Raw genomic sequence first — 18,085 nt, forward strand, 5'->3', positions numbered from 1 at the left:
GTTGGCGTTCTCGGCTACCGCATTGCGAAGGATCGCAAGGCAGGATGCAACCATCAATAACCAGAGGATGGAAGCATGGACCGTACTTCTGCAAGCCCCCAACGACTGAATGCAGCTCAACGATCGGCCCATATCCGTGAAGTGGTGCTGGCCAGAGGCGTCGAGCTGCGCGAGCAATACCCGATTCTCAAGCATCAGGACGCCCTCGGCGCGGGCATTCTGGCCTTCGCCCTGGCCGGTATGGTCGGTTCGGCGGCGCTCTACATGACCGGGCACATGGCCTGGTGGGCGTGCCTGCTGCTCAACGCTTTTTTCGCCTCGCTGACCCATGAGCTGGAACACGACCTGATCCACAGCATGTACTTTCGCAAGCGGAAGGTGCCGCACAACCTGATGATGGGGCTGGTGTGGCTGGCGCGGCCGAGCACCATCAATCCCTGGATCCGTCGCCATCTGCACCTCAATCACCACAAGGTGTCGGGCTCTGAAACCGACATGGAAGAACGCGCCATCACCAACGGCGAGCCATGGGGCATCGCGCGATTCTTGATGATTGGCGACAACATGATGTCGTCGTTCATCCGCATGCTGCGGGCCAAGACCTGGGCCATGAAGTTCAGCATCATTTACCGCACCCTGAAGGTCTACGCACCGCTGGCGCTGATGCATTGGGGCGCGTGGTACGTGTTTCTCGGTTTCCACGCAGCGAACGGCATTGCGCATCTGATGGGCGCACCGATCGAGTGGTCGGCGACCACGTTGTCGGTGATGCAGGTGATCGACATTGCGGCGGTGGTGATCATCGGCCCGAATGTGTTGCGCACGTTCTGCCTGCACTTCATCAGCTCGAACATGCATTACTACGGTGATGTGGAACCAGGCAACGTGAAGCAGCAGTGCCAGGTGCTGAACGCGTGGTGGCTGTGGCCGTTGCAGGCATTCTGCTTCAACTTCGGCAGCAGCCACGGCATCCATCACTTTGTGGTGAAGGAGCCGTTCTACATCCGCCAGTTGACCGTGCCGGTGGGGCATAGGGTAATGCGTGAGATGGGCGTGCGGTTCAATGATTTCGGCACGTTTGCGCGGGCTAACCGGTTTGAGCGCAGGGAAGAGGCGGTAGGTGTGAGGACACAAACCGCTCAAGTCTGACTCGTACTTGTGGCGAGGGAGCTTGCTCCCGTTGGGCTGCGCAGCAGTCCCCTTCGTTTTCGGGATAAGGGGGGCCGCTTCGCGACCCAGCGGGAGCAAGCTCCCTCGCCACAGGGGGTAATGTTTAGTCTGGCTGAAACGGCGACTCACTCAGAATCACCCCAGTCTCATCCACATACCGCTGCCAATGCTCGATCAAGGCACCAAGCTTCTGCGGTTGGCTCGACGCCAGGTCATGAATCTCCCCCGGATCACTGCCCAGGTCATACAGCTGCCAGGTCGCCGGGCCCACCGGTCCCGGGATGTACACCGCCTTCCATTGCCCTTGCCGAATCGCCCGTCGTCCGAACAATTCCCACCCGGTGACGGTGTGCTCGTCATGCACCTGCGCCGTCTCGCCCGACAGGAACCCAAGCCACGACTTCCCGCGAACTTCCGCCACGGGTTTGCCGTGCCATTGCTTGCCCGGATGGCGCACACCGGCAAGATCCAGAATGGTTGGCGTGATGTCCATCACCGTGCCAAACCCGTGGCTGATCTGGCCCTTGAGCGGCAGCTGCGGATAGTGCACCAGCGCCGGAACACGGATCCCGCCTTCGGTGGTGAAGGCTTTGAACAGCCGCGACGGCGCGGTCGCCACTTGCGCCCAGTTCGGCCCGTACCAGACGTAGGAGTTGGCGCGGCCGATGTTGTCCAGGCTGTTGTCGTAATGCTGGTTGAGGTAGGTCAGCAACTGCGGGCCGAATTTCGGAAAGGCCTCCAGCAACGCCCCTTCGGCACCGTTATCGGACATGAACAGGATGAAGGTGTTGTCCAGTTGCCCTTGCTGGCGCAAGTAATCGACGACCCGTCCGATGTTCCAGTCCATGCGCTCGACCATCGCCGCATAAACTTCCATGGCCCGCGCGGAGATCTGCCGCTGCTCGTCGCTCAGGGCATCCCATGGTGCAGTCAACTGGATCAATGGATGCGGCTCGACATCGGCCTCGATCAGCCCCAGTTCTTTGAGTTTTTCCAGGCGCTCAAGGCGCAGCACTTCAGGGCCGGCGTCATAGCGCCCGCGGTATTTTTCCACCACCTCGGCCGGCGCCTGCAATGGCCAGTGAGGCGCGGAAAACGGCAGGTAGGCGAAGAACGGTCGGGTCTGGTCGCGCTCCTTGAGGTATTGCAGCAACTTGTCGCCAAAGGCATCGGAGGAATAAAAATCCTTCGGCAGTTCATCGATGAGTTGGTCGTCTTCGATGTACAGCGCCGGGGTGGATTTCAGCAGCCGTGGCGTCGTTTCATCGTAGGTCGGCTCGAAGCCGTAATGGTTGGCCGCGCCCGGCAACAGCGAAAACGAACGCTCGAAACCCCGGGCGTGAGGCGCCAGTTCTGCGGTCAGGCCCAGGTGCCATTTGCCGCTCATCAAGGTCTGGTAACCGGCCTCGCGCAGCAGCTCGGGCAGGGCGACCACACGGTCGTTCAGGTGCCCTTCGTAACCTGGTTTGCCGATCAGGTCCGGGGTCAATGCTTCGGCCATGGTGCCGATGCCTGCGATGTGGTGATCGGTGCCGGTGAGCAGCATCGAACGGGTCGGCGAGCAAGTCGGCGCAGTGTGGAAATCGGTCAGGCGCAGGCCATTGTTGGCCAACGCATCGAGGTTCGGCGTGTTGATTTCGCCACCGAAGGCGCCGATGTCGGAAAAGCCCAGGTCATCGGCCAGGATCACTAGAAAGTTGGGACGTTGCGGCATCAAGAATTTCCTTTTCAGTAGGCAATGAAGGACAGCGGCAGATCGCGGACCTGCACCGGCACGGGGGGCTGGTAGTGATCGTCGCTGGTGAGTTCGTGAAGCAGTTCTTCGCGCAATTGGTGGAAGTCGAAGCTGCTGCGCTGGCGCGGATGGGCCAGGGCGATGTCGACCACTTGCTTGATCCTCCCCGGACGCGGCTCCATCACCACCACGCGGTCGGCGAGGAAGATCGCTTCCTCGACATCGTGGGTGACCAGCACGGTGGTGATTTTTGCCCGGGCGCGGATCGCCAACAGTTCGTCCTGCATTTGCTGGCGGGTCAGCGCATCGAGGGCGCCGAAGGGCTCGTCCAGCAGCAGAATCCGTGGGCTGGCCACCAGGCCGCGGGCGATGGCCACGCGCTGCGCCATGCCGCCGGAGAGCTGGTGCGGATAGGCGCGGGCGAAGTCACCGAGGCCCACCAGTTCGATGAAGTCATGGATGCGCTTGTGCTTTTGCGCAGCGCTCAATGGCTCGTTGACCAGGCCCAGGCCGATGTTGTCGGCCACGCTCAGCCATGGAAACAAGCGGTGTTCCTGAAAGACGATGCCGCGCTCGCCGCCGATGCCGGTGACGGCTTTTCCGTCGACGCTGATCTGCCCGCGAAATTGCGTATCGAGGCCCACCAGCAGCCGCAGCAATGTTGATTTGCCGCAACCGCTGGAGCCGACGATGGCGACGAACTCGCCCTCGGCGATGTCCAGATTGAATTCGCGAATGGCCTCCAGTTCGAAGCCGTCGACGTCGAAGGTTTTGCCCACGTGATCGAAGCTGACAATCGGTGCGTTCATGCGTGTCTCCAGCGAGTGGCGCGGATTTCCAGGCGTTGGCCAATGAGGTTGAGCAGGGCACCGGTCAGGCCCACCAGCAGCATGCCGGCCATGATCAGGTCCATGCGCAGCAGTTGCTGGGCGCCGATCATCTGGCTGCCGATGCCGCCGTTGGACGGCATGAAATATTCGGCGCCGATGGTGCCGAGCCAGGCGTAGATCAGGCTCAGCCGAAGCCCTGCAAAAATCCCCGGCGCCGCGCCCGGTAGCACCAGTCGACCGAGGCGCTGGCGCAGATTCAGGCGCAACACCTGCGCGGCCTCGTTCAGTTGCGGCGACAGGTGGGCGACGCTGCGTTGGGTGGCGATAAACAGCGGGAAAAAGGCGGCGAGGGCCACGAACACCCACTTGGCCAATTCCCCCAGACCGAACCACGCGGTGAGCAGCGGTACCCAGGCGAAAATGGCGATCTGGCGGATGGCGGCGAGGGTTGGGCCGAGTACGCGTTCACTGGTGCGCGACAATCCCAGCAGCAACCCCAAGGCAAACCCGAGCCCGCCACCGAGCAGCAATCCGCCAAGGGTTCGGCCCAGGCTCAGGGCCATGCCGCCAAGCAGTGTGCCGTCGAGCAAACCATTCCGGGTGGTTTGCAGGACGGCCAGCGGGCTGACCAGAATGTTCGCGTCAATCCATTGCTGATCCGAGGCCAGTTGCCACAAGGCCAGAAGCGCCAGTGGCAGCAGCCAGGGTTGCAATCGCTGCCAACCTTGATAACGCCGCCCGCGCCGGATTTCGGCGGTGGCCGGGTGCGGCCAGTGCACCAGTTTCCTGTCCAGCAGACCGATGCCGCGATCCATCGCCACGCCAATCAAGCCGATCACCACGATGCACACGAACACGATGTCGAGCATGAACAGCTGCCGCGCCCAGACCATCAGGTAGCCGATGCCTTCACTGGAGGCGAGCAGTTCGACAGCGAGCAATGAAGTCCAGCCGGCGGCCAGCGCGAGGCGGAAACCGGCCATGAATGCTGGCAGCGCGGCAGGCAGTACCAGGCGTCGGATCAACAGGTGCCTGGGCAGGCGCAACACGGCGGCGGCTTCGCGCAGCTTGGGTTGTGCATCGCGCACACCTACCAGCGTATGCAGGGTCACCGGCACCACGATGGCCTTGATCAGCACCACCAGTTTCAGCACTTCGCCAATGCCGAAAAACACCATGAACAATGGAATCCAGGCCAGCGTTGGGACTTGGGCCAGCCCGGCGAAGGTCGGAAACACCAGGTGCTCCAGTCGACGACTGAAACCCAGTGCCGCACCCAAAACAGCACCAGCGCTGATCCCGGCCAGCAGCCCCCAGAACAAGCGTTGCAGGCTGATCCACAAATGGCTCCACAACTCGCCTTGGGACAATTCCACCGCGCTGTTCCAGGCCAGGGTCGGCGCCGGCAGGATCTGCTCGCTCATCCAGTGATTGCGGCTGGCGAGACACCAGAGCGTGAACAGGGTGATCGGCAGCAACCAAGGCAACAGCCGACGATTCAGACTGGGCCAAAGGCGCTGGTTTTCCAGTGGTGGCGCGGCCAGCGGCAGGCTGAGAAGAGAAACACGGGTCATGGATGACCTCCGTTGTCGGTGTATGCAAAAACGATCTATAAAAATTAAAATCAATGCTATTGAGAGATAAGAAAAGCCATTTAAGGCCCCCAGCTCAGCTGCATCCAATGCATTCGAAGAATATTTTCGATGCCGTTCCTGCATACCTGGCCAAGAGCCCCGGATGCGCTGATATAGATCTAAACGATCTAAAAATGTGAATTTATAGTATTTAAGTGTTGGTTCAACTTCGGCCTACTTTCGGCTCCTCAACGCCCGTTGCCCCAAGGAGCCGCACCCATGAACCTTCCCTTCAAACGTGTCATCAGTCTGTTCGCCGCACCGGCCCTGGCGGGGCTGCTGGCTTTCACGGCCAACGCCGGTGAACTCAAGGAAATCCGCATCGCCGTGCCGGACCTGAGTGCCGGGCCCCTGCACAGTGGTGGCGGTGTCGTGGATGTGCTGCGTGATCAACAGATCTTCGAAAAGGCTTTCGCCGATCAAGGCATCAAGATTCAGTGGAGTTTCTTCAAGGGCGCAGGCCCGGTGATCAACGAAGCGTTCGCCAACGGACAAGTTGACCTGGCCTACCTCGGTGATCTGGCGGCCATCATCGGCAAGTCCAATGGTCTGGATACGCGACTGCTCAGTGCCTCGGCGCGGGGGGTGAAGCATTACCTCGGCGTGGTGCCGGGTTCGGGGATCAAGACCCTGCAGGACCTCAAGGGCAAACGCGTGGCCATCTTCCGTGGCACCGCCAGCCAGCTGTCCTTCGATGCGGCGCTGGCCAGCCAGGGGTTGAGCGAGAAGGATGTGAAAGTCATCAACCTCGACTTCAACGCGGCGGTCGCAGCACTGGCGGCGAAGCAGATCGATGCCTCGTGGGGCGGTTCCGGGCTGACGGCGTTGCAAGCCAAGGGGTTGGCCGAGTTGCCGCTCAATACCAAGGATCTGGGTGGCGCCGGCAGCGTGCAGGCGGTGCTGATAGGGACCGGGAAATTTGTCGACGAGCATCCGGAGGCGGTGGCGAAACTGCTCAAGGCCCAGCAGCAGGCCGTGGAGTGGCTGACCCAGGACAGCAACAAGGACGCCTACATTCAGTTGGTGTCGGGGCTGGCGAGTTATCCACCGGTAATTCTTTCTCAGGATTTGAAGGATCAGAAACTGAGCGAGGTGTTCCCTTCGACGCTTGATCCGGTGTTCCTGGGCAAGTTGCAGGATGCGGTGGATCTGGCTTCGCAGCAGAAGCTGATTCGCAAGTCGTTCAAGGTCAGTGATTGGGTAGCGCCTGAATTGGCAGCGGCGAAGCTCTGAATTGTCGGCGTCTGAGCGGGCCTCATCGCTGGCAAGCCAGCTCCTACAAGGATCACCGATTCCCTGTAGGAGCTGGCTTGCCAGCGATAGGGCCCTAAACCGCGACGCTGATCTGCTGTCTGTCCACCGCTACCAACGTCTCGATCATCGCCCGCGCCGCCGGCGACAGCCTGAACCCGGTGCGACTGACGATCCCGCACCGTGCATTCATGCTCTCGATGTTCTGCGGCAGGTTGCGCCAGTGCAGCAACACCAGTGAACCCTGGGCAATGTCTTCAATAAACGCTTCTTCAGTCCCCACACCAATCGCATTCGATTGCAGCACCACTTTCACCAGCGCCGGGAAATGTTCGGTCTCGATGGTCGGCGAAAAGTCCACCCGCCCACTGAGGTTCGCCAGCAGTTTGCGAATGCCTGGCGGGATCATCGTGGTCGCCAGCGGGTAATCGAACATGTCGTTGGTCGACAGGCTCTCCTTGGCCAGCAGCGGGTGCCCCGGCCGGCAGAAAAACACACCGCGCTTGGGCGTCAGGGCCTGGGTCTGGAAGTTCGGGTCGGACTCGAAATGGCGGATGTCGGCGATGAAGAATTCGATCTCCTCACGGCTCAGCGCACGGCTGAGTTTTTCCCAGTTATCCACCTCGAAACAGGTGCGCACTTTCGGATGCGCATTGATGAATTGCGCCACCGCATCCGGCACCAGTTTCACCGCCGGTGCCGGGCCGCAACCGAAGCGCAGTTCACCGGCATCGAGCTTGGTCATCTGCGTCACTTCGCAGCTGAGCAACGCAGCACCCTGCACCAGGCTGCGGGCATGTTGCAGCACCACCAGGCCTTCGGGGGTGGGGCGCAAATCCTTGTTGCCACGGTCCACCAGGACGCAGCCGAGCTCGTGTTCGAGCCCCTGAATGCTGCGGCTGAAGGCCGGCTGGGTAATGCCCATGGCCTCGGCTGCGCGCACGAAACTGCGGTGTTCGTCGAGGGCGATGAAGTAACGCAACTGGCGAAGATCCATATGCTTTTCCGGCATCCTAAAAATAGCTCGAAGGCATTTGCGACGAGGGTTGACTGAGGTTTTAAATGCAACCTCTTATTCCGTCAACGAAGCATGTAGATATCTATTAGATCTAAATAGAATATAGATAGAGCAGTGTTTCGCGGCCGGTTCAACCGCAAGCAGTCTGATGAGGGTCTACCCATGAGCAATGCCGCTTTCGCAGTACAACCCGCTGTTCACGCGCTTGAAATCCATCCGGTGGCCGGTCGCATCGGTGCCGAAATCCGTGGCGTACAGCTTTCTGGCGAGCTGGATGCCGCCACTGTTGAAGCCATTCAACAGGCACTGCTGCAATACAAAGTGATCTTCTTCCGCGAGCAGACCCAGCTCGACGATCAGCGCCAGGAGGCGTTCGCCCACCTGCTAGGCGAACCGGTAGCGCACCCGACCGTACCGGTGCGTGAAGGCACGCGTTTTCTGCTGGAACTGGACGGCGCCGAGGGCCAGCGAGCCAGCTCCTGGCACACCGACGTGACCTTCGTCGAAGCCTACCCAAAAGCCTCGATCCTGCGCTCGGTGGTGGCCCCGGCTTTCGGCGGCGACACCCTGTGGGCCAACACTGCCACCGCCTACGACGGGTTGTCGGTGGAGCTGCGTGAGCTGGCCGACAAACTGGTCGCCGTGCACAGCAATGAATACGACTACGCCGGCACCAGGCCTGACGTCTCTGCCGAGAAGCTGGAGCGCTATCGCAAGATCTTCACCTCGACCGTCTACGAGACCGAACACCCGGTGGTCCGCGTGCACCCGCTCAGCGGTGAGAAGAGCCTGTTGCTGGGGCATTTCGTCAAACGCATCAAGGGCTATTCCCAGGCCGATTCGGCGCACCTGTTCGGCTTGCTGCAAAGCCATGTGATCCGCCAGGAAAACATCGTGCGCTGGCGCTGGAAGGCCGGTGATGTGGCGATCTGGGACAACCGCTCCACCCAGCATTACGCGGTGGATGACTACGGGACCCAGGACCGCATCGTGCGGCGGGTGACGCTCAAGGGTGAAGTACCGGTGGGTGTGAACGGGCAGGTCAGCCAGACGGTGAAAGGGCCGGATATCGACGGCGTCTGAGCCGACGCTATCGCGAGCAGGCTCGCTCCCACACTGACCGTGTGAACACTGGAGATCCCCTGTGGGAGCGAGCTTGCTCGCGATGGCGGCCTGGCAAGCAACAAAGAATTTACTTTGATCGGGAACCCCGCCTTATGAGTCCGTTGCACGTCGCTTCAACCTCTTCACCCCAACGGCTCAAACGCCTGCCCCTGGCCCTGTTATTGGCAGGGAGCGCCGGTTGGACCCAAGGCTATGCGGCCGACAGCACCACCCCTGAAACCACCTCCGCAAAAACCGCCACGGCCGACAGTGCGCAACTGGAAACCGTGACCGTTACCACTCGCCGTCGCGAAGAAAGTTCGCAGGATGTGCCGACACCGATGAGCGTGGTCAGCGGCCAGACCCTGGAAATCCAGCGGGTTTATCGCATCCAGGATCTGCAACAGTTGGTGCCTAGCGTCAACGTCGCCTACATGCATGCGCGCCAGTCCAGCGTGTCGATCCGTGGCCTGGGCAACAACCCGGCCAGCGATGGCCTGGAAGGCAGTGTCGGCCTGTACATCGACAACGTTTACCTCGGCCGCCCCGGCATGGCCGTGTTCGACCTGATGGACATCGAGCAGCTCGAAGTGCTGCGTGGTCCGCAAGGCACCTTGTTTGGCAAGAACACCACCGCCGGCGTGATCAACATCAGCACCCGCGCGCCGACCTTTACCCCGGAACGCAGCATCGAATCTTCGGTGGGCGAGGACGGATACTTCCAGACCAAGGGCACGATTTCCGGCCCGTTGAATGACGAACTGGCCGGACGCTTTTCCGCGTATCGCACCCGCAACGACGGTGACATCAAGAACGAATTCGATGGCCACGATTTGAACGGCGGCTCCCGCGATGGCTTCCGTGGCCAGTTGCTGTTCAAGCCCAACGAGTCATTCAACCTGCGCTGGATCGGCGACTACAACGAGGAAGACTCCAGCGCCGGCACCCGGGTGTTGTTCAACACCGGGCCGACCATCAATGGCTTCAATCTCTATCAATCACGGGCCAATGCGGCGGGCGCGACACTGGTCGACGGCACGCACCGCAAGGTCAACCTGAACAACGATCAGCACGTCACCGTGCATCAGGGCGGCACGTCGGTCGAGGCCAACTGGACGCTGCCGAGCGACTTCACCCTGACCTCCATCAGCTCCTATCGCTGGTGGAATTTCACCCCGCGCAATGATGACGGCCTGAACGTATCCGCCTTCCGCAACGCCGGCGTTTCGGTGGAGGATAAGCAGTATTCCCAGGAGTTTCGCCTGGCGTCGCCTGCCGGTGGATTCTTCGATTACGTGCTTGGCGCCTATTACTTCGGTTCCGACCTGGACAACAAATCCTTCACCTTTTACGGCCCGCAAGCGGACATCTGGAACGGCACGCCCAACGGGGCGCTGAACAACATCGACAGTGTCGGCAACGGTCACATCGAAACCAACAGCTTCGCGCTGTTCGCCCAAGGCACCTGGCACCTGACTGAGCGTCTGGATTTCACTGCCGGGTTGCGCGGCACCTACGAGGAGAAAAACGCCAGGGTCACCCGTGATGCACCAGCCGGTGGTGCAGCGGTCACCAGTGCGGCGGCCGCGGCACGACGTGCTCGCGCCGGCGTCTTCGACTCCGGCGATCTGAACCAGTACAGCTCCAGTCCCTCGGGCCTGTTGAACCTCAGCTACCGCCTCACCGACGACCTTCTCACTTACGCCACGTTGTCCCATGGCGAAAAATCCGGCGGGGTCAATCTGGCCGTCGGCACGGCACCGGTGGCCGGTGCCGATTCGCTGCTGATCGGCACCGAGCGCGCCAACAACGCCGAACTCGGTTTCAAGAGCACCCTGTGGGACCGTCGCCTGCAACTCAATGCCAACCTGTTCTGGACCCAGGTCAACGGCTACCAGACCAATGCCTACGACGACGTCAACCGCGTGCAGTTCCTGACCAACGCCGGCTCGGTGCGCTCACGCGGCGTGGAGTTAGAAAGCACCCTGATCCCGCTGCGTGGTCTGACGTTGAACATCAATGGTTCGTACAACGACGTCAGCTACCTCTCCTACAAGGACGCGCCGTGCCCGCCGGAAGTCAGCCTGGCGCCGGGTGCTCCAGCGTCCTGCGACCTCAGCGGCCATCAAGTAGTCGGTGCTTCGAAATGGATCGGTAACGCCAACGGCGAATACAAATGGAACCTGAGCAACGGCTTTGAAGAGTACGTCACCGCCAGCTATGCGTTCCGCTCCAAGGCGGTGGGCACGGTAGAGGATTCCGACTTCGGGCAGATCCCGAGTTATGCGGTGGTCAACCTGTCCACCGGCCTTCGCGGCGACTTCAACCAAGGGCAGTGGGACGTTTCGTTGTGGCTGAAAAACGCCTTCGACAAAACCTACTACACGACGCTGTGGACGGCCGCCAATGGTGGTTATGAAGGCTTGCTCGGCACACCGCGAACGCTGGGCGTGACCGGTCGATACGACTTCTGACGGCGAAAAACCATGCCTTGGATGAATACTTTCAATGCGGGAAAGGCATCGGTTTTTTTCCACTACGCCGGAGCCCTTGAACGGCGGGCTCTGGCGGTGGGTTGATGGTTTTATATATTCGCTTAAGGTCTAAACATAAGTTTAAACATTACTTTAAGAACTAAGCGTTCCAGCCAATGATTGCTCTACCAAGACGTCGTCGGGGGATGTTCAGTACGACGTTCCGGTAATTCGCAAAGAGACCGCAGGGAGTTAAACAATGGGCAATGTCCAGATCGCCGCCAGTGCACCTGAGGTGCTGTGGCGCCAGGCACCCGGTGGTGAGTTGGTCGACCTCGGCCGACCGCACCGGGTGCCCTTGGGCCAGCTGCGTCTGCAGCGCGCGCCCAAGGGTGTCCTTCGCCGACGGGAAGCGATCGTGCTGGGCGTGCTGGCGTTGCTGGTGCATGGCGCGGTGATCTATTGGGTCAATCAGCAACCGACCACCGTGCTGCCCATCGTGCCGCCGGAGATACCGCCGATGACCATCGAGTTTTCGCGTCCGGCGCCACCGGTGGTCGAGCCGCCGCCACCGCAACCTGTCCAGCCCGTGGTGGAGCCGCCTGCGCCCGTGGAAGACGAACTGGCGGTGAAACCACCTCCACCGAAGCCGGTTCCCAAGCCCAAGCCGGTGGCCAAACTGGTAGCGAAACCGGCGCCAAAAGCCGTTGAACAACCACCTGCGCCGCCACAACCGGCAGCGCCTGTCGCGGCCCCGGTGCCACCTGCACCGCCGGCGCCCGCGCCTGTAACACCAGCCTCGGCCACCGCCGGTTACTTGAAAAACCCGGCGCCGGAATACCCGTCGCTGGCCCAGCGTCGCGGCTGGGAAGGCACGGTGTTGTTGCGCGTTCATGTGCTGGCCAGCGGCAAGCCCGGCGAGATCCAGCTCCAGAAAAGCAGCGGTCGCGATGCACTCGATGAAGCCGCGCTGAACGCGGTGAAACGCTGGAGTTTCGTGCCGGCCAAGCAAGGTGATGTCGCCCGGGACGGCTGGGTCAGCGTGCCCATCGATTTCAAGATTCATTAAACCGAAACCAATTTCGCGCGAAACGTTTACACGAGGAATACACCATGACGTTACTGGCATCTCCACTTGAATCCATCGAAAGCGCGGTGATCTGGCTGCTGGTGGTTTTTTCCGTCGCGACCTGGGGTTTGGCATTGCTCAAGGGCGTGCAGTTCGGTCGCCTCAAGGCACAGGATCGAAGGTTTCATCAACAGTTCTGGGCCGCTTCGAGCCTCGACTCGGCGGCGGAACTGGGCGAAACCCGACCCGGAGCGGCAGCCCGGGTTGCACAGGCCGGTTATGCGGCAATCCAGGTGGGCGAGGCGCCGCAGGCGGCGGACTTGAGCCAGGCGATCAATCATCAGGATCGTCTGGAGCGTGCCTTGCGCCAGCAGATCGTGCGTGAGCGCCGGTCGCTGGAAACCGGGTTGGCGGTACTCGCGAGCATTGGCAGCACCTCGCCGTTCATTGGTTTGTTCGGCACGGTGTGGGGAATCATGGAAGCGCTGAAAGGCATCAGCGTGGCGGGCTCGGCAAGCCTTGAAACGGTCGCCGGGCCGATTGGTGCGGCACTGGTCGCCACCGGCGTAGGGATCGCCGTCGCGGTGCCGGCGGTGCTGGTTTACAACTATTTTTTGCGTCGTTTGAAACTGACGGCGGCGGACCTGGATGACTTCGCCCACGACTTCTACAGCCTGGCGCAGAAGAGTTCGTTCCGTGTGCTGATCCACCCGACGGCACACAAGGCGGCAGCCCAGGGCAATGCGCAGAAAGTGAAGGAGGCGTCCTGATATGGCCTTCTCCACGCAAGACACTGATGAGGTGCTCAGCGAGATCAATGTGACGCCGCTGGTGGATGTGATGTTGGTGTTGCTGGTGGTGTTCATCGTCACCGCACCACTGCTGACCAACGCCATTTCGATCAACCTGCCCAAGACCGAAGCGGTGGCGCCGGTGGAGCAGAAAGACCCGTTGGTGGTGAGCATCGACGGTGCCGGCAAACTGTTTATCAACAAGGACGAGATACAGCCGGACTTGCTGGAGTTCAACCTCAAGTCGGCGAAGGCCAAGGACCCCGAGGTGCGCGTGCAATTGCAGGCGGACGATGGGGTGAATTACGGCGAAGTGGCCCGGGCCATGGCGTCGATTGAACGGGCAGGGATTACCAAGTTGTCGGTGATTACTGCGCGTTAACAGATTTTCGTTTTCCGGGGCCGTCTCCTTGGCAGGGTGCGGCCCTTTTTTTATGTCGCGACAGTGCTTTTGTGGCGTGGGAGCTTGCTCCCGTTGGGTTGCGAAGCGACCCCAAAGTCTTGTATCGAGGTTTTCCAGGTAAATCGCATTCGCTTATTTGCGGCTGCTGCGCACCCGAACGGGAGCAAGCTCCCTCGCCACAGGGGTAGTGCAAGATGAAAATTAATATTCATTTTAGATCTTAATAAATAGCTTCTTATTCCTTAACGAATATAAATCCTCTCCCTATACTCGACCGGGAACAGACACGCAGCAGGAGAGCTCCCCCATGCGCAACGAATCAATTCGCTACCTGATTGTGCCGGGCTGGCAAGGATCGCCAGAAGATCATTGGCAAAGCCACTGGCAGAACAGTCTGCCGAACAGCGCACGGGTGGAACAGGCCGACTGGCTGACACCGCGCCGTGAAGACTGGGTCGCGGCGCTGGCCGAGGCGATTGCCGCCGACAGCACGCCGGTGATTCTCATTGCCCACAGCCTGGGTTGCATCACCGTCGCCCATTGGGCCGCGAGCGCCCCCGTGCAGTTTTTGCGTCAAGTGCGCGGCGCCTTGCTCGTAGCGCCGGCCGATGTCGAACGCCCGGCTTGCGCGCCGGCCTTGCGCAACTTCGCACCGATCCCGACGGATCTGCTGCCATTCCCCAGCCAGATCGTCAGCTCCGACAACGACAGCGCCGTCAGTGCACCGCGGGCCCTGGAGTTGGCGCGTAACTGGGGCGCCGAAGCGGGGATTCTGGCGGGGGCAGGGCATATCAACGTGAAGTCCGGTCACCAGCGTTGGGAGCAGGGTTTTGCCTATCTCTATCGCCTGCAAAACCGCATGGAACACCACGCCCTGCGCCGCGCTTGAACACTTTTTTTATTTAACGCCCCCGTCTCCCGGCGGTTTTGGGCGGGAGTCTGCCATGAGCTTTGAAACCTTCGGCCAGCCGCTGCTGACCTTTCCCGATGCCGAAAAAAGTCCCCTGAGCATCCGCGCCAAGGCGCTGGTGTTTGTCGATCCACGGTCACGGCAATTACGTGAAGACCTTGAGCAACTGGCAACGCGCTCAGTGTCAGTGCTGATCCGTGGCGAAACCGGCACCGGCAAGGAATTGCTGGCCCGCCATATCCACCGCGCCAGTGATCGCGGCGGGTTGTTCGTGTCGGTCAACTGCGGCGCCATCAGCCCGACCTACGCCGACGCCGAGTTGTTCGGCTATGCGGCGGGCAGCTACAGCGGCTCGGCGAGCAGCCGTGCCGGGTGGTTCGGTTCGGCCAACGGCGGCACGCTGTACCTGGACGAAATCGGCGACCTGCCGCTGCCGATCCAGACCAAACTGCTCGCCGCGCTGGAAAACCACGAAGTCACCCGCGTCGGTGCCCAGCAGCCGAGCCCGGTGGATGTGCGGCTGGTGGCGGCCACCAGCATCGATCTGGCCCAGGCGGTCGCCGCCGGAAAATTCCATGAACGGCTCTATCACTACCTCAGCGAAGGCCAGCTCGAACTGCCGGCACTGCGCGAACGCACGGGCGACATCCTGTCGCTGGCCGAATACTTCCTCGGGATCTACAGCCAGCGTCTCGACTTGCCAGTGCCGTTGATCAGCGAAGCGGCGCAGCTTGTGCTGGAACGCCACAGTTGGCCGGGCAATACCCGGGAGCTGGAAAATATCATTCACTTTGCGCTGCTGGTGAGTACGGGCGACGAGATTTTGCCGGAGCATTTGAATTTGCCTGATGAAGGTCTGGGACAGATCGAACGGCAGCTCAAGCAGATTCTTGGCAACGGTTCCGATGCCGAAAAAGACGCCTTGAAACAACTGCTCGCAAGCGCTGGATTTCTGTAGGAGCGAGCTTGCTCGCGAGAAACCCACCGACGCCGCGGGCAACAGGTTTTACGCGTTTTCGTTCACGACCATCGTCGGAACGCCGCCCGGAGCAAGCTCGCTCCTACAGCTGTATGAACAAAATGGAATATGAAGCTGAATAAACGTTATTGTTCGGGAATAAAAAATCCCGGTATTGTCCGCTTCACGCCAGCGATAGCACTTCACTGGCACCCTCATGTTCAAGCCGTCGCCACAAGCGACTGTGATTTTCGATAAGGACACTGCATGAAAAAGGTTCTGTTGTTCACCGCACTGGCGGCTGCCCTGACCGCGGGCCTGGCCCAGGCTGGCGAGAAACTGGTGGTTGCCGCGACCCCGGTTCCACACGCCGAGATTCTCGAGCTGATCAAGCCAACCCTCGCCAAAGAAGGCGTGGACCTGGAAATCAAGGTGTTCACCGACTACGTTCAACCGAACGTGCAGGTCGACCAGAAGCGTCTGGACGCCAACTACTTCCAGACCCTGCCGTACCTGAAGAGCTTCAACGAAGGCAAAGGCACTCACCTGGAAACCGTGATCGGTGTTCACGTTGAACCCTTCGGTGGCTACTCGAAGAAAGTCAAAACCCTGGCTGAACTCAAAGACGGCGCGACCATTGCCATCCCGAACGAAGGCAGCAACAGCGGCCGTGCTCTGATCCTGCTGCAGAAGGCTGGCCTGATCGAGTTGAAAGACCCGAAAAATGCCCTGGCCACGCCGAAAGACATCGCCAAGAATCCGCACAACTTCAAGTTCAAGGAGCTTGAGTCCGCGATGTTGCCGCGCGTGCTGGATCAGGTCGACCTGGACATGATCAACACCAACTACGCGCTGGAAGCGGGTCTGAACCCGGCTAAAGACGCCCTGGTAATCGAAGGTGCCGATTCGCCTTACGTGAACTTCCTGGTGGCCCGTCCGGACAACAAGGACAGCGTTGCCATTCAGAAACTGGCCAAGGCCCTGACCAGCCCGGAAGTGAAAGCCTTCATCGAGAAGAAGTACAGCGGCGCGGTACTGCCGGCGTTCTGATTCGCGAAGCAAACCCCTTCAAGGTTTCAAACGCCGACGGCTGATTTAGCGTCGGCGTTTTTTTATTTGTGTTGGTTTACCAGTGGCGAGGGGGCAAGCCCCCTCGCCACAAAGAGCTTGTTGACCCTGGAGTTGTTCAGACCGGCCCGGCCTTCAACGCCCTGCGCAACGCCATCAATAATTTCAGAATGTCCTGCGGATCCAGCCGTTGCGGCGTTGGTTCGTCTGCCATGTTCTCGTCCTTGTGAGGTTTTGGCCGGGAGTCTGGACAAAAGTGGTTCGTCCTTGGCGCTGTGTTTCGAAAAAAAGATCCTTCCTACGGTGCAAGGGAAAATAGACGTCTTCCATTGCCCAGGCAAATCAGGCACCGCTCAATCCGGCCAATACCATGCCGGCTCATCCAGCATGCGCTGGCCCACGATCCCGGTCTGGCCAAGATTTTTCTCCAGCACGATGCAGTTGCAGTCGGGGTCCTGCTGCAAGGCCGAAATCAAGCGCCGGGCATGGGACACCACCCACACCTGGCACTGCTCGGAGGCGCGGATGATCAAGCGTGCCAACGCCGGCAGCAGATCCGGATGCAGGCTGGTTTCCGGTTCGTTCAGCACCATCAGCGTCGGCGGCCGTGGCGTCAGCAGCGCCGCGACCAACAGCAGGTAGCGCAACGTTCCGTCCGACAGCTCGGCGGCCGACAGCGGCCGCAACAAACCTTCCTGAAAGAACTCGATGGCGAAGCGCCCGCCGGGCAGTGGTTCGATGTTCAGTCGTGCGCCGGGGAAGGCGTCGCTGATCGCCGCCCGCAAGGCCTCGGGGTCGCCAATTTCGATGATTGTCTGCAAGGCCGCCGCCAGGTCGCGTCCGTCGTGGTGCAGCACCGGCGTGCGGGTGCCCAGTTGCGGTTGCCGCGCCGGGGCGTAGGCATCGCTGCGAAAGTGATCGTAGAAGCGCCAGCGGTGGATGAACTCGCGCATCTCCAGCACTTCCGGCGAACTGCGCAGGCTACCGACCTGATCGAACAGGCTGTCGAAAGTCGGCGTGTGTTGCGCCAATACATCCCACTTGCGATCGGCGCGGGCACGGATCATTGGGCCTTCACGATCGACCAGCAGACTGGCTGGGCGATAGAACACCCCGGCCCAGAGGCATTCGCGTTTGATCTGCGGGTCGAGGCTGAAATAAGACGGTATCGGAGAGCTGCGCCCGGGCAGCATGAAATGGCCATTGGAATCAGGCAGGCCGAGGCTGATCGAGTAGCCGAAATCCTCTCCTGCAAACCCCAGGCGCAGGCGTTTGACGCCTTGGCGCACGGTGGGTTCGATGGCGACTTCGCCGGTGCGCATGCGCCGGGAGATGGTTTCCGGGCCGGCCCAGAAGGTCGAATCCAGGCCTCCTTCACGGGCCAGGGCATTGACCACGCCGCCGTGGGCGGTTTCCGCCAGCAGGCGCAGCGCGCGGTACAGGTTGGATTTGCCGCTGCCGTTGGGGCCGGTGATCAGATTCAGCCGGCCCAACGGGATCACCAGTTTGTTGATCGAGCGGTAATTGGCCACCGCGAGAGTCTTGAGCATGTGGGTTCCTGAGGCGGGATCGACCGGGGCTCATTGTCAGGCATGCGCAGGCGTCTATGGCAAGTGTTTCAGGGCCAAAATGGTGCGGATTTTTTCTTCATAAGACGCTCGTGCAAGGTT

Annotated in this window: 15 protein-coding genes; 10 read left to right on the forward strand and 5 right to left on the reverse strand. The window is 60.8% G+C overall.

The window, feature by feature from the left end:
• Positions 1–75: 75 nt before the first annotated feature.
• On the forward strand, positions 76–1,149 hold the full coding sequence (locus tag AC3ITY_RS00875) for a fatty acid desaturase (protein ID WP_489307124.1): 1,074 nt from the start codon (positions 76–78) through the stop codon (positions 1,147–1,149).
• A gap of 124 nt (positions 1,150–1,273) precedes the next feature.
• On the opposite strand, the gene AC3ITY_RS00880 is transcribed toward AC3ITY_RS00875, so the two are convergent.
• From AC3ITY_RS00880 to AC3ITY_RS00890, 3 genes are read right to left on the reverse strand one after another with little or no spacing between them, the layout of a single operon-like run.
• Positions 1,274–2,884 carry an arylsulfatase gene (locus AC3ITY_RS00880; protein ID WP_489307125.1) on the reverse strand — a complete coding sequence of 537 codons (1,611 nt, stop codon included), beginning with the start codon at positions 2,882–2,884 and terminating at the stop codon, positions 1,274–1,276.
• Positions 2,885–2,898: 14 nt separating this feature from the next.
• On the reverse strand, positions 2,899–3,714 hold the full coding sequence (locus AC3ITY_RS00885) for an ABC transporter ATP-binding protein (RefSeq protein WP_489307126.1): 816 nt from the start codon (positions 3,712–3,714) through the stop codon (positions 2,899–2,901).
• Entirely contained in the window at positions 3,711–5,309 is a 1,599-nt protein-coding gene (locus AC3ITY_RS00890; RefSeq protein ID WP_489307128.1) for an ABC transporter permease, read from the reverse strand. The genes AC3ITY_RS00885 and AC3ITY_RS00890 overlap by 4 nt, the downstream gene beginning before the upstream one ends.
• 279 nt (positions 5,310–5,588) lie before the next feature.
• Between AC3ITY_RS00890 and AC3ITY_RS00895 the strand changes: the two genes are divergently transcribed.
• Positions 5,589–6,602, forward strand: coding sequence for an ABC transporter substrate-binding protein (locus AC3ITY_RS00895; protein ID WP_489307129.1), 1,014 nt, complete (start codon positions 5,589–5,591; stop codon positions 6,600–6,602).
• A 94-nt stretch (positions 6,603–6,696) separates the two neighbouring features.
• On the opposite strand, the gene AC3ITY_RS00900 is transcribed toward AC3ITY_RS00895, so the two are convergent.
• The gene (locus AC3ITY_RS00900; RefSeq protein ID WP_489307130.1) at positions 6,697–7,617 is read right to left on the reverse strand and encodes a LysR family transcriptional regulator; all 921 of its coding nucleotides are present in this window, start codon (positions 7,615–7,617) and stop codon (positions 6,697–6,699) included.
• 183 nt (positions 7,618–7,800) lie between these two features.
• Between AC3ITY_RS00900 and AC3ITY_RS00905 the strand changes: the two genes are divergently transcribed.
• The 8 genes from AC3ITY_RS00905 to AC3ITY_RS00940 all read left to right on the forward strand — a co-directional run bounded on the left by AC3ITY_RS00905 (position 7,801) and on the right by AC3ITY_RS00940 (position 16,397).
• Entirely contained in the window at positions 7,801–8,721 is a 921-nt protein-coding gene (locus tag AC3ITY_RS00905) for a TauD/TfdA dioxygenase family protein (RefSeq protein ID WP_150755914.1), read from the forward strand.
• Positions 8,722–8,855: 134 nt separating this feature from the next.
• Positions 8,856–11,216 carry a TonB-dependent receptor gene (locus AC3ITY_RS00910; protein WP_489307132.1) on the forward strand — a complete coding sequence of 787 codons (2,361 nt, stop codon included), beginning with the start codon at positions 8,856–8,858 and terminating at the stop codon, positions 11,214–11,216.
• Positions 11,217–11,475: 259 nt separating this feature from the next.
• Entirely contained in the window at positions 11,476–12,285 is an 810-nt protein-coding gene (locus AC3ITY_RS00915) for an energy transducer TonB (RefSeq protein ID WP_489307133.1), read from the forward strand.
• Positions 12,286–12,329: 44 nt separating this feature from the next.
• On the forward strand, positions 12,330–13,055 hold the full coding sequence (locus AC3ITY_RS00920) for a MotA/TolQ/ExbB proton channel family protein (protein ID WP_489307135.1): 726 nt from the start codon (positions 12,330–12,332) through the stop codon (positions 13,053–13,055).
• A gap of 1 nt (position 13,056) precedes the next feature.
• Complete coding sequence (locus AC3ITY_RS00925; protein WP_489307136.1) at positions 13,057–13,458, forward strand: ExbD/TolR family protein; 402 nt, start codon at positions 13,057–13,059, stop codon at positions 13,456–13,458.
• A 328-nt stretch (positions 13,459–13,786) separates the two neighbouring features.
• Positions 13,787–14,368, forward strand: a complete 582-nt coding sequence (locus AC3ITY_RS00930) for an alpha/beta hydrolase (protein ID WP_046040744.1) — start codon at positions 13,787–13,789, stop codon at positions 14,366–14,368.
• 55 nt (positions 14,369–14,423) lie between these two features.
• Entirely contained in the window at positions 14,424–15,347 is a 924-nt protein-coding gene (locus tag AC3ITY_RS00935; protein ID WP_489307137.1) for a sigma 54-interacting transcriptional regulator, read from the forward strand.
• 267 nt (positions 15,348–15,614) lie between these two features.
• A complete protein-coding gene (locus AC3ITY_RS00940; RefSeq protein WP_007972924.1) occupies positions 15,615–16,397 on the forward strand; it encodes a MetQ/NlpA family ABC transporter substrate-binding protein in 783 nt (260 codons plus the stop codon).
• A 371-nt stretch (positions 16,398–16,768) separates the two neighbouring features.
• Here the strand turns inward: AC3ITY_RS00940 and AC3ITY_RS00945 are convergent, their stop codons facing one another.
• A complete protein-coding gene (locus AC3ITY_RS00945) occupies positions 16,769–17,965 on the reverse strand; it encodes an AAA family ATPase (protein WP_489307139.1) in 1,197 nt (398 codons plus the stop codon).
• Positions 17,966–18,085 lie beyond the last annotated feature (120 nt).

The organism is Pseudomonas sp. GL_091 (assembly GCF_057837725.1).

Excerpts from the sequence above, each read along its gene's own strand:
- AC3ITY_RS00915 (WP_489307133.1), top strand. The coding sequence starts at position 11,476 with ATGGGCAATGTCCAGATCGCCGCCAGTGCACCTGAGGTGCTGTGGCGC.
- AC3ITY_RS00910 (WP_489307132.1), top strand. The coding sequence starts at position 8,856 with ATGAGTCCGTTGCACGTCGCTTCAACCTCTTCACCCCAACGGCTCAAA.
- AC3ITY_RS00925 (WP_489307136.1), top strand. The coding sequence starts at position 13,057 with ATGGCCTTCTCCACGCAAGACACTGATGAGGTGCTCAGCGAGATCAAT.
- AC3ITY_RS00930 (WP_046040744.1), top strand. The coding sequence starts at position 13,787 with ATGCGCAACGAATCAATTCGCTACCTGATTGTGCCGGGCTGGCAAGGA.
- AC3ITY_RS00940 (WP_007972924.1), top strand. The coding sequence starts at position 15,615 with ATGAAAAAGGTTCTGTTGTTCACCGCACTGGCGGCTGCCCTGACCGCG.
- AC3ITY_RS00875 (WP_489307124.1), top strand. The coding sequence starts at position 76 with ATGGACCGTACTTCTGCAAGCCCCCAACGACTGAATGCAGCTCAACGA.
- AC3ITY_RS00890 (WP_489307128.1), bottom strand. The coding sequence starts at position 5,309 with ATGACCCGTGTTTCTCTTCTCAGCCTGCCGCTGGCCGCGCCACCACTG.
- AC3ITY_RS00945 (WP_489307139.1), bottom strand. The coding sequence starts at position 17,965 with ATGCTCAAGACTCTCGCGGTGGCCAATTACCGCTCGATCAACAAACTG.
- AC3ITY_RS00895 (WP_489307129.1), top strand. The coding sequence starts at position 5,589 with ATGAACCTTCCCTTCAAACGTGTCATCAGTCTGTTCGCCGCACCGGCC.
- AC3ITY_RS00885 (WP_489307126.1), bottom strand. The coding sequence starts at position 3,714 with ATGAACGCACCGATTGTCAGCTTCGATCACGTGGGCAAAACCTTCGAC.
- AC3ITY_RS00920 (WP_489307135.1), top strand. The coding sequence starts at position 12,330 with ATGACGTTACTGGCATCTCCACTTGAATCCATCGAAAGCGCGGTGATC.
- AC3ITY_RS00880 (WP_489307125.1), bottom strand. The coding sequence starts at position 2,884 with ATGCCGCAACGTCCCAACTTTCTAGTGATCCTGGCCGATGACCTGGGC.
- AC3ITY_RS00935 (WP_489307137.1), top strand. The coding sequence starts at position 14,424 with ATGAGCTTTGAAACCTTCGGCCAGCCGCTGCTGACCTTTCCCGATGCC.
- AC3ITY_RS00900 (WP_489307130.1), bottom strand. The coding sequence starts at position 7,617 with ATGGATCTTCGCCAGTTGCGTTACTTCATCGCCCTCGACGAACACCGC.
- AC3ITY_RS00905 (WP_150755914.1), top strand. The coding sequence starts at position 7,801 with ATGAGCAATGCCGCTTTCGCAGTACAACCCGCTGTTCACGCGCTTGAA.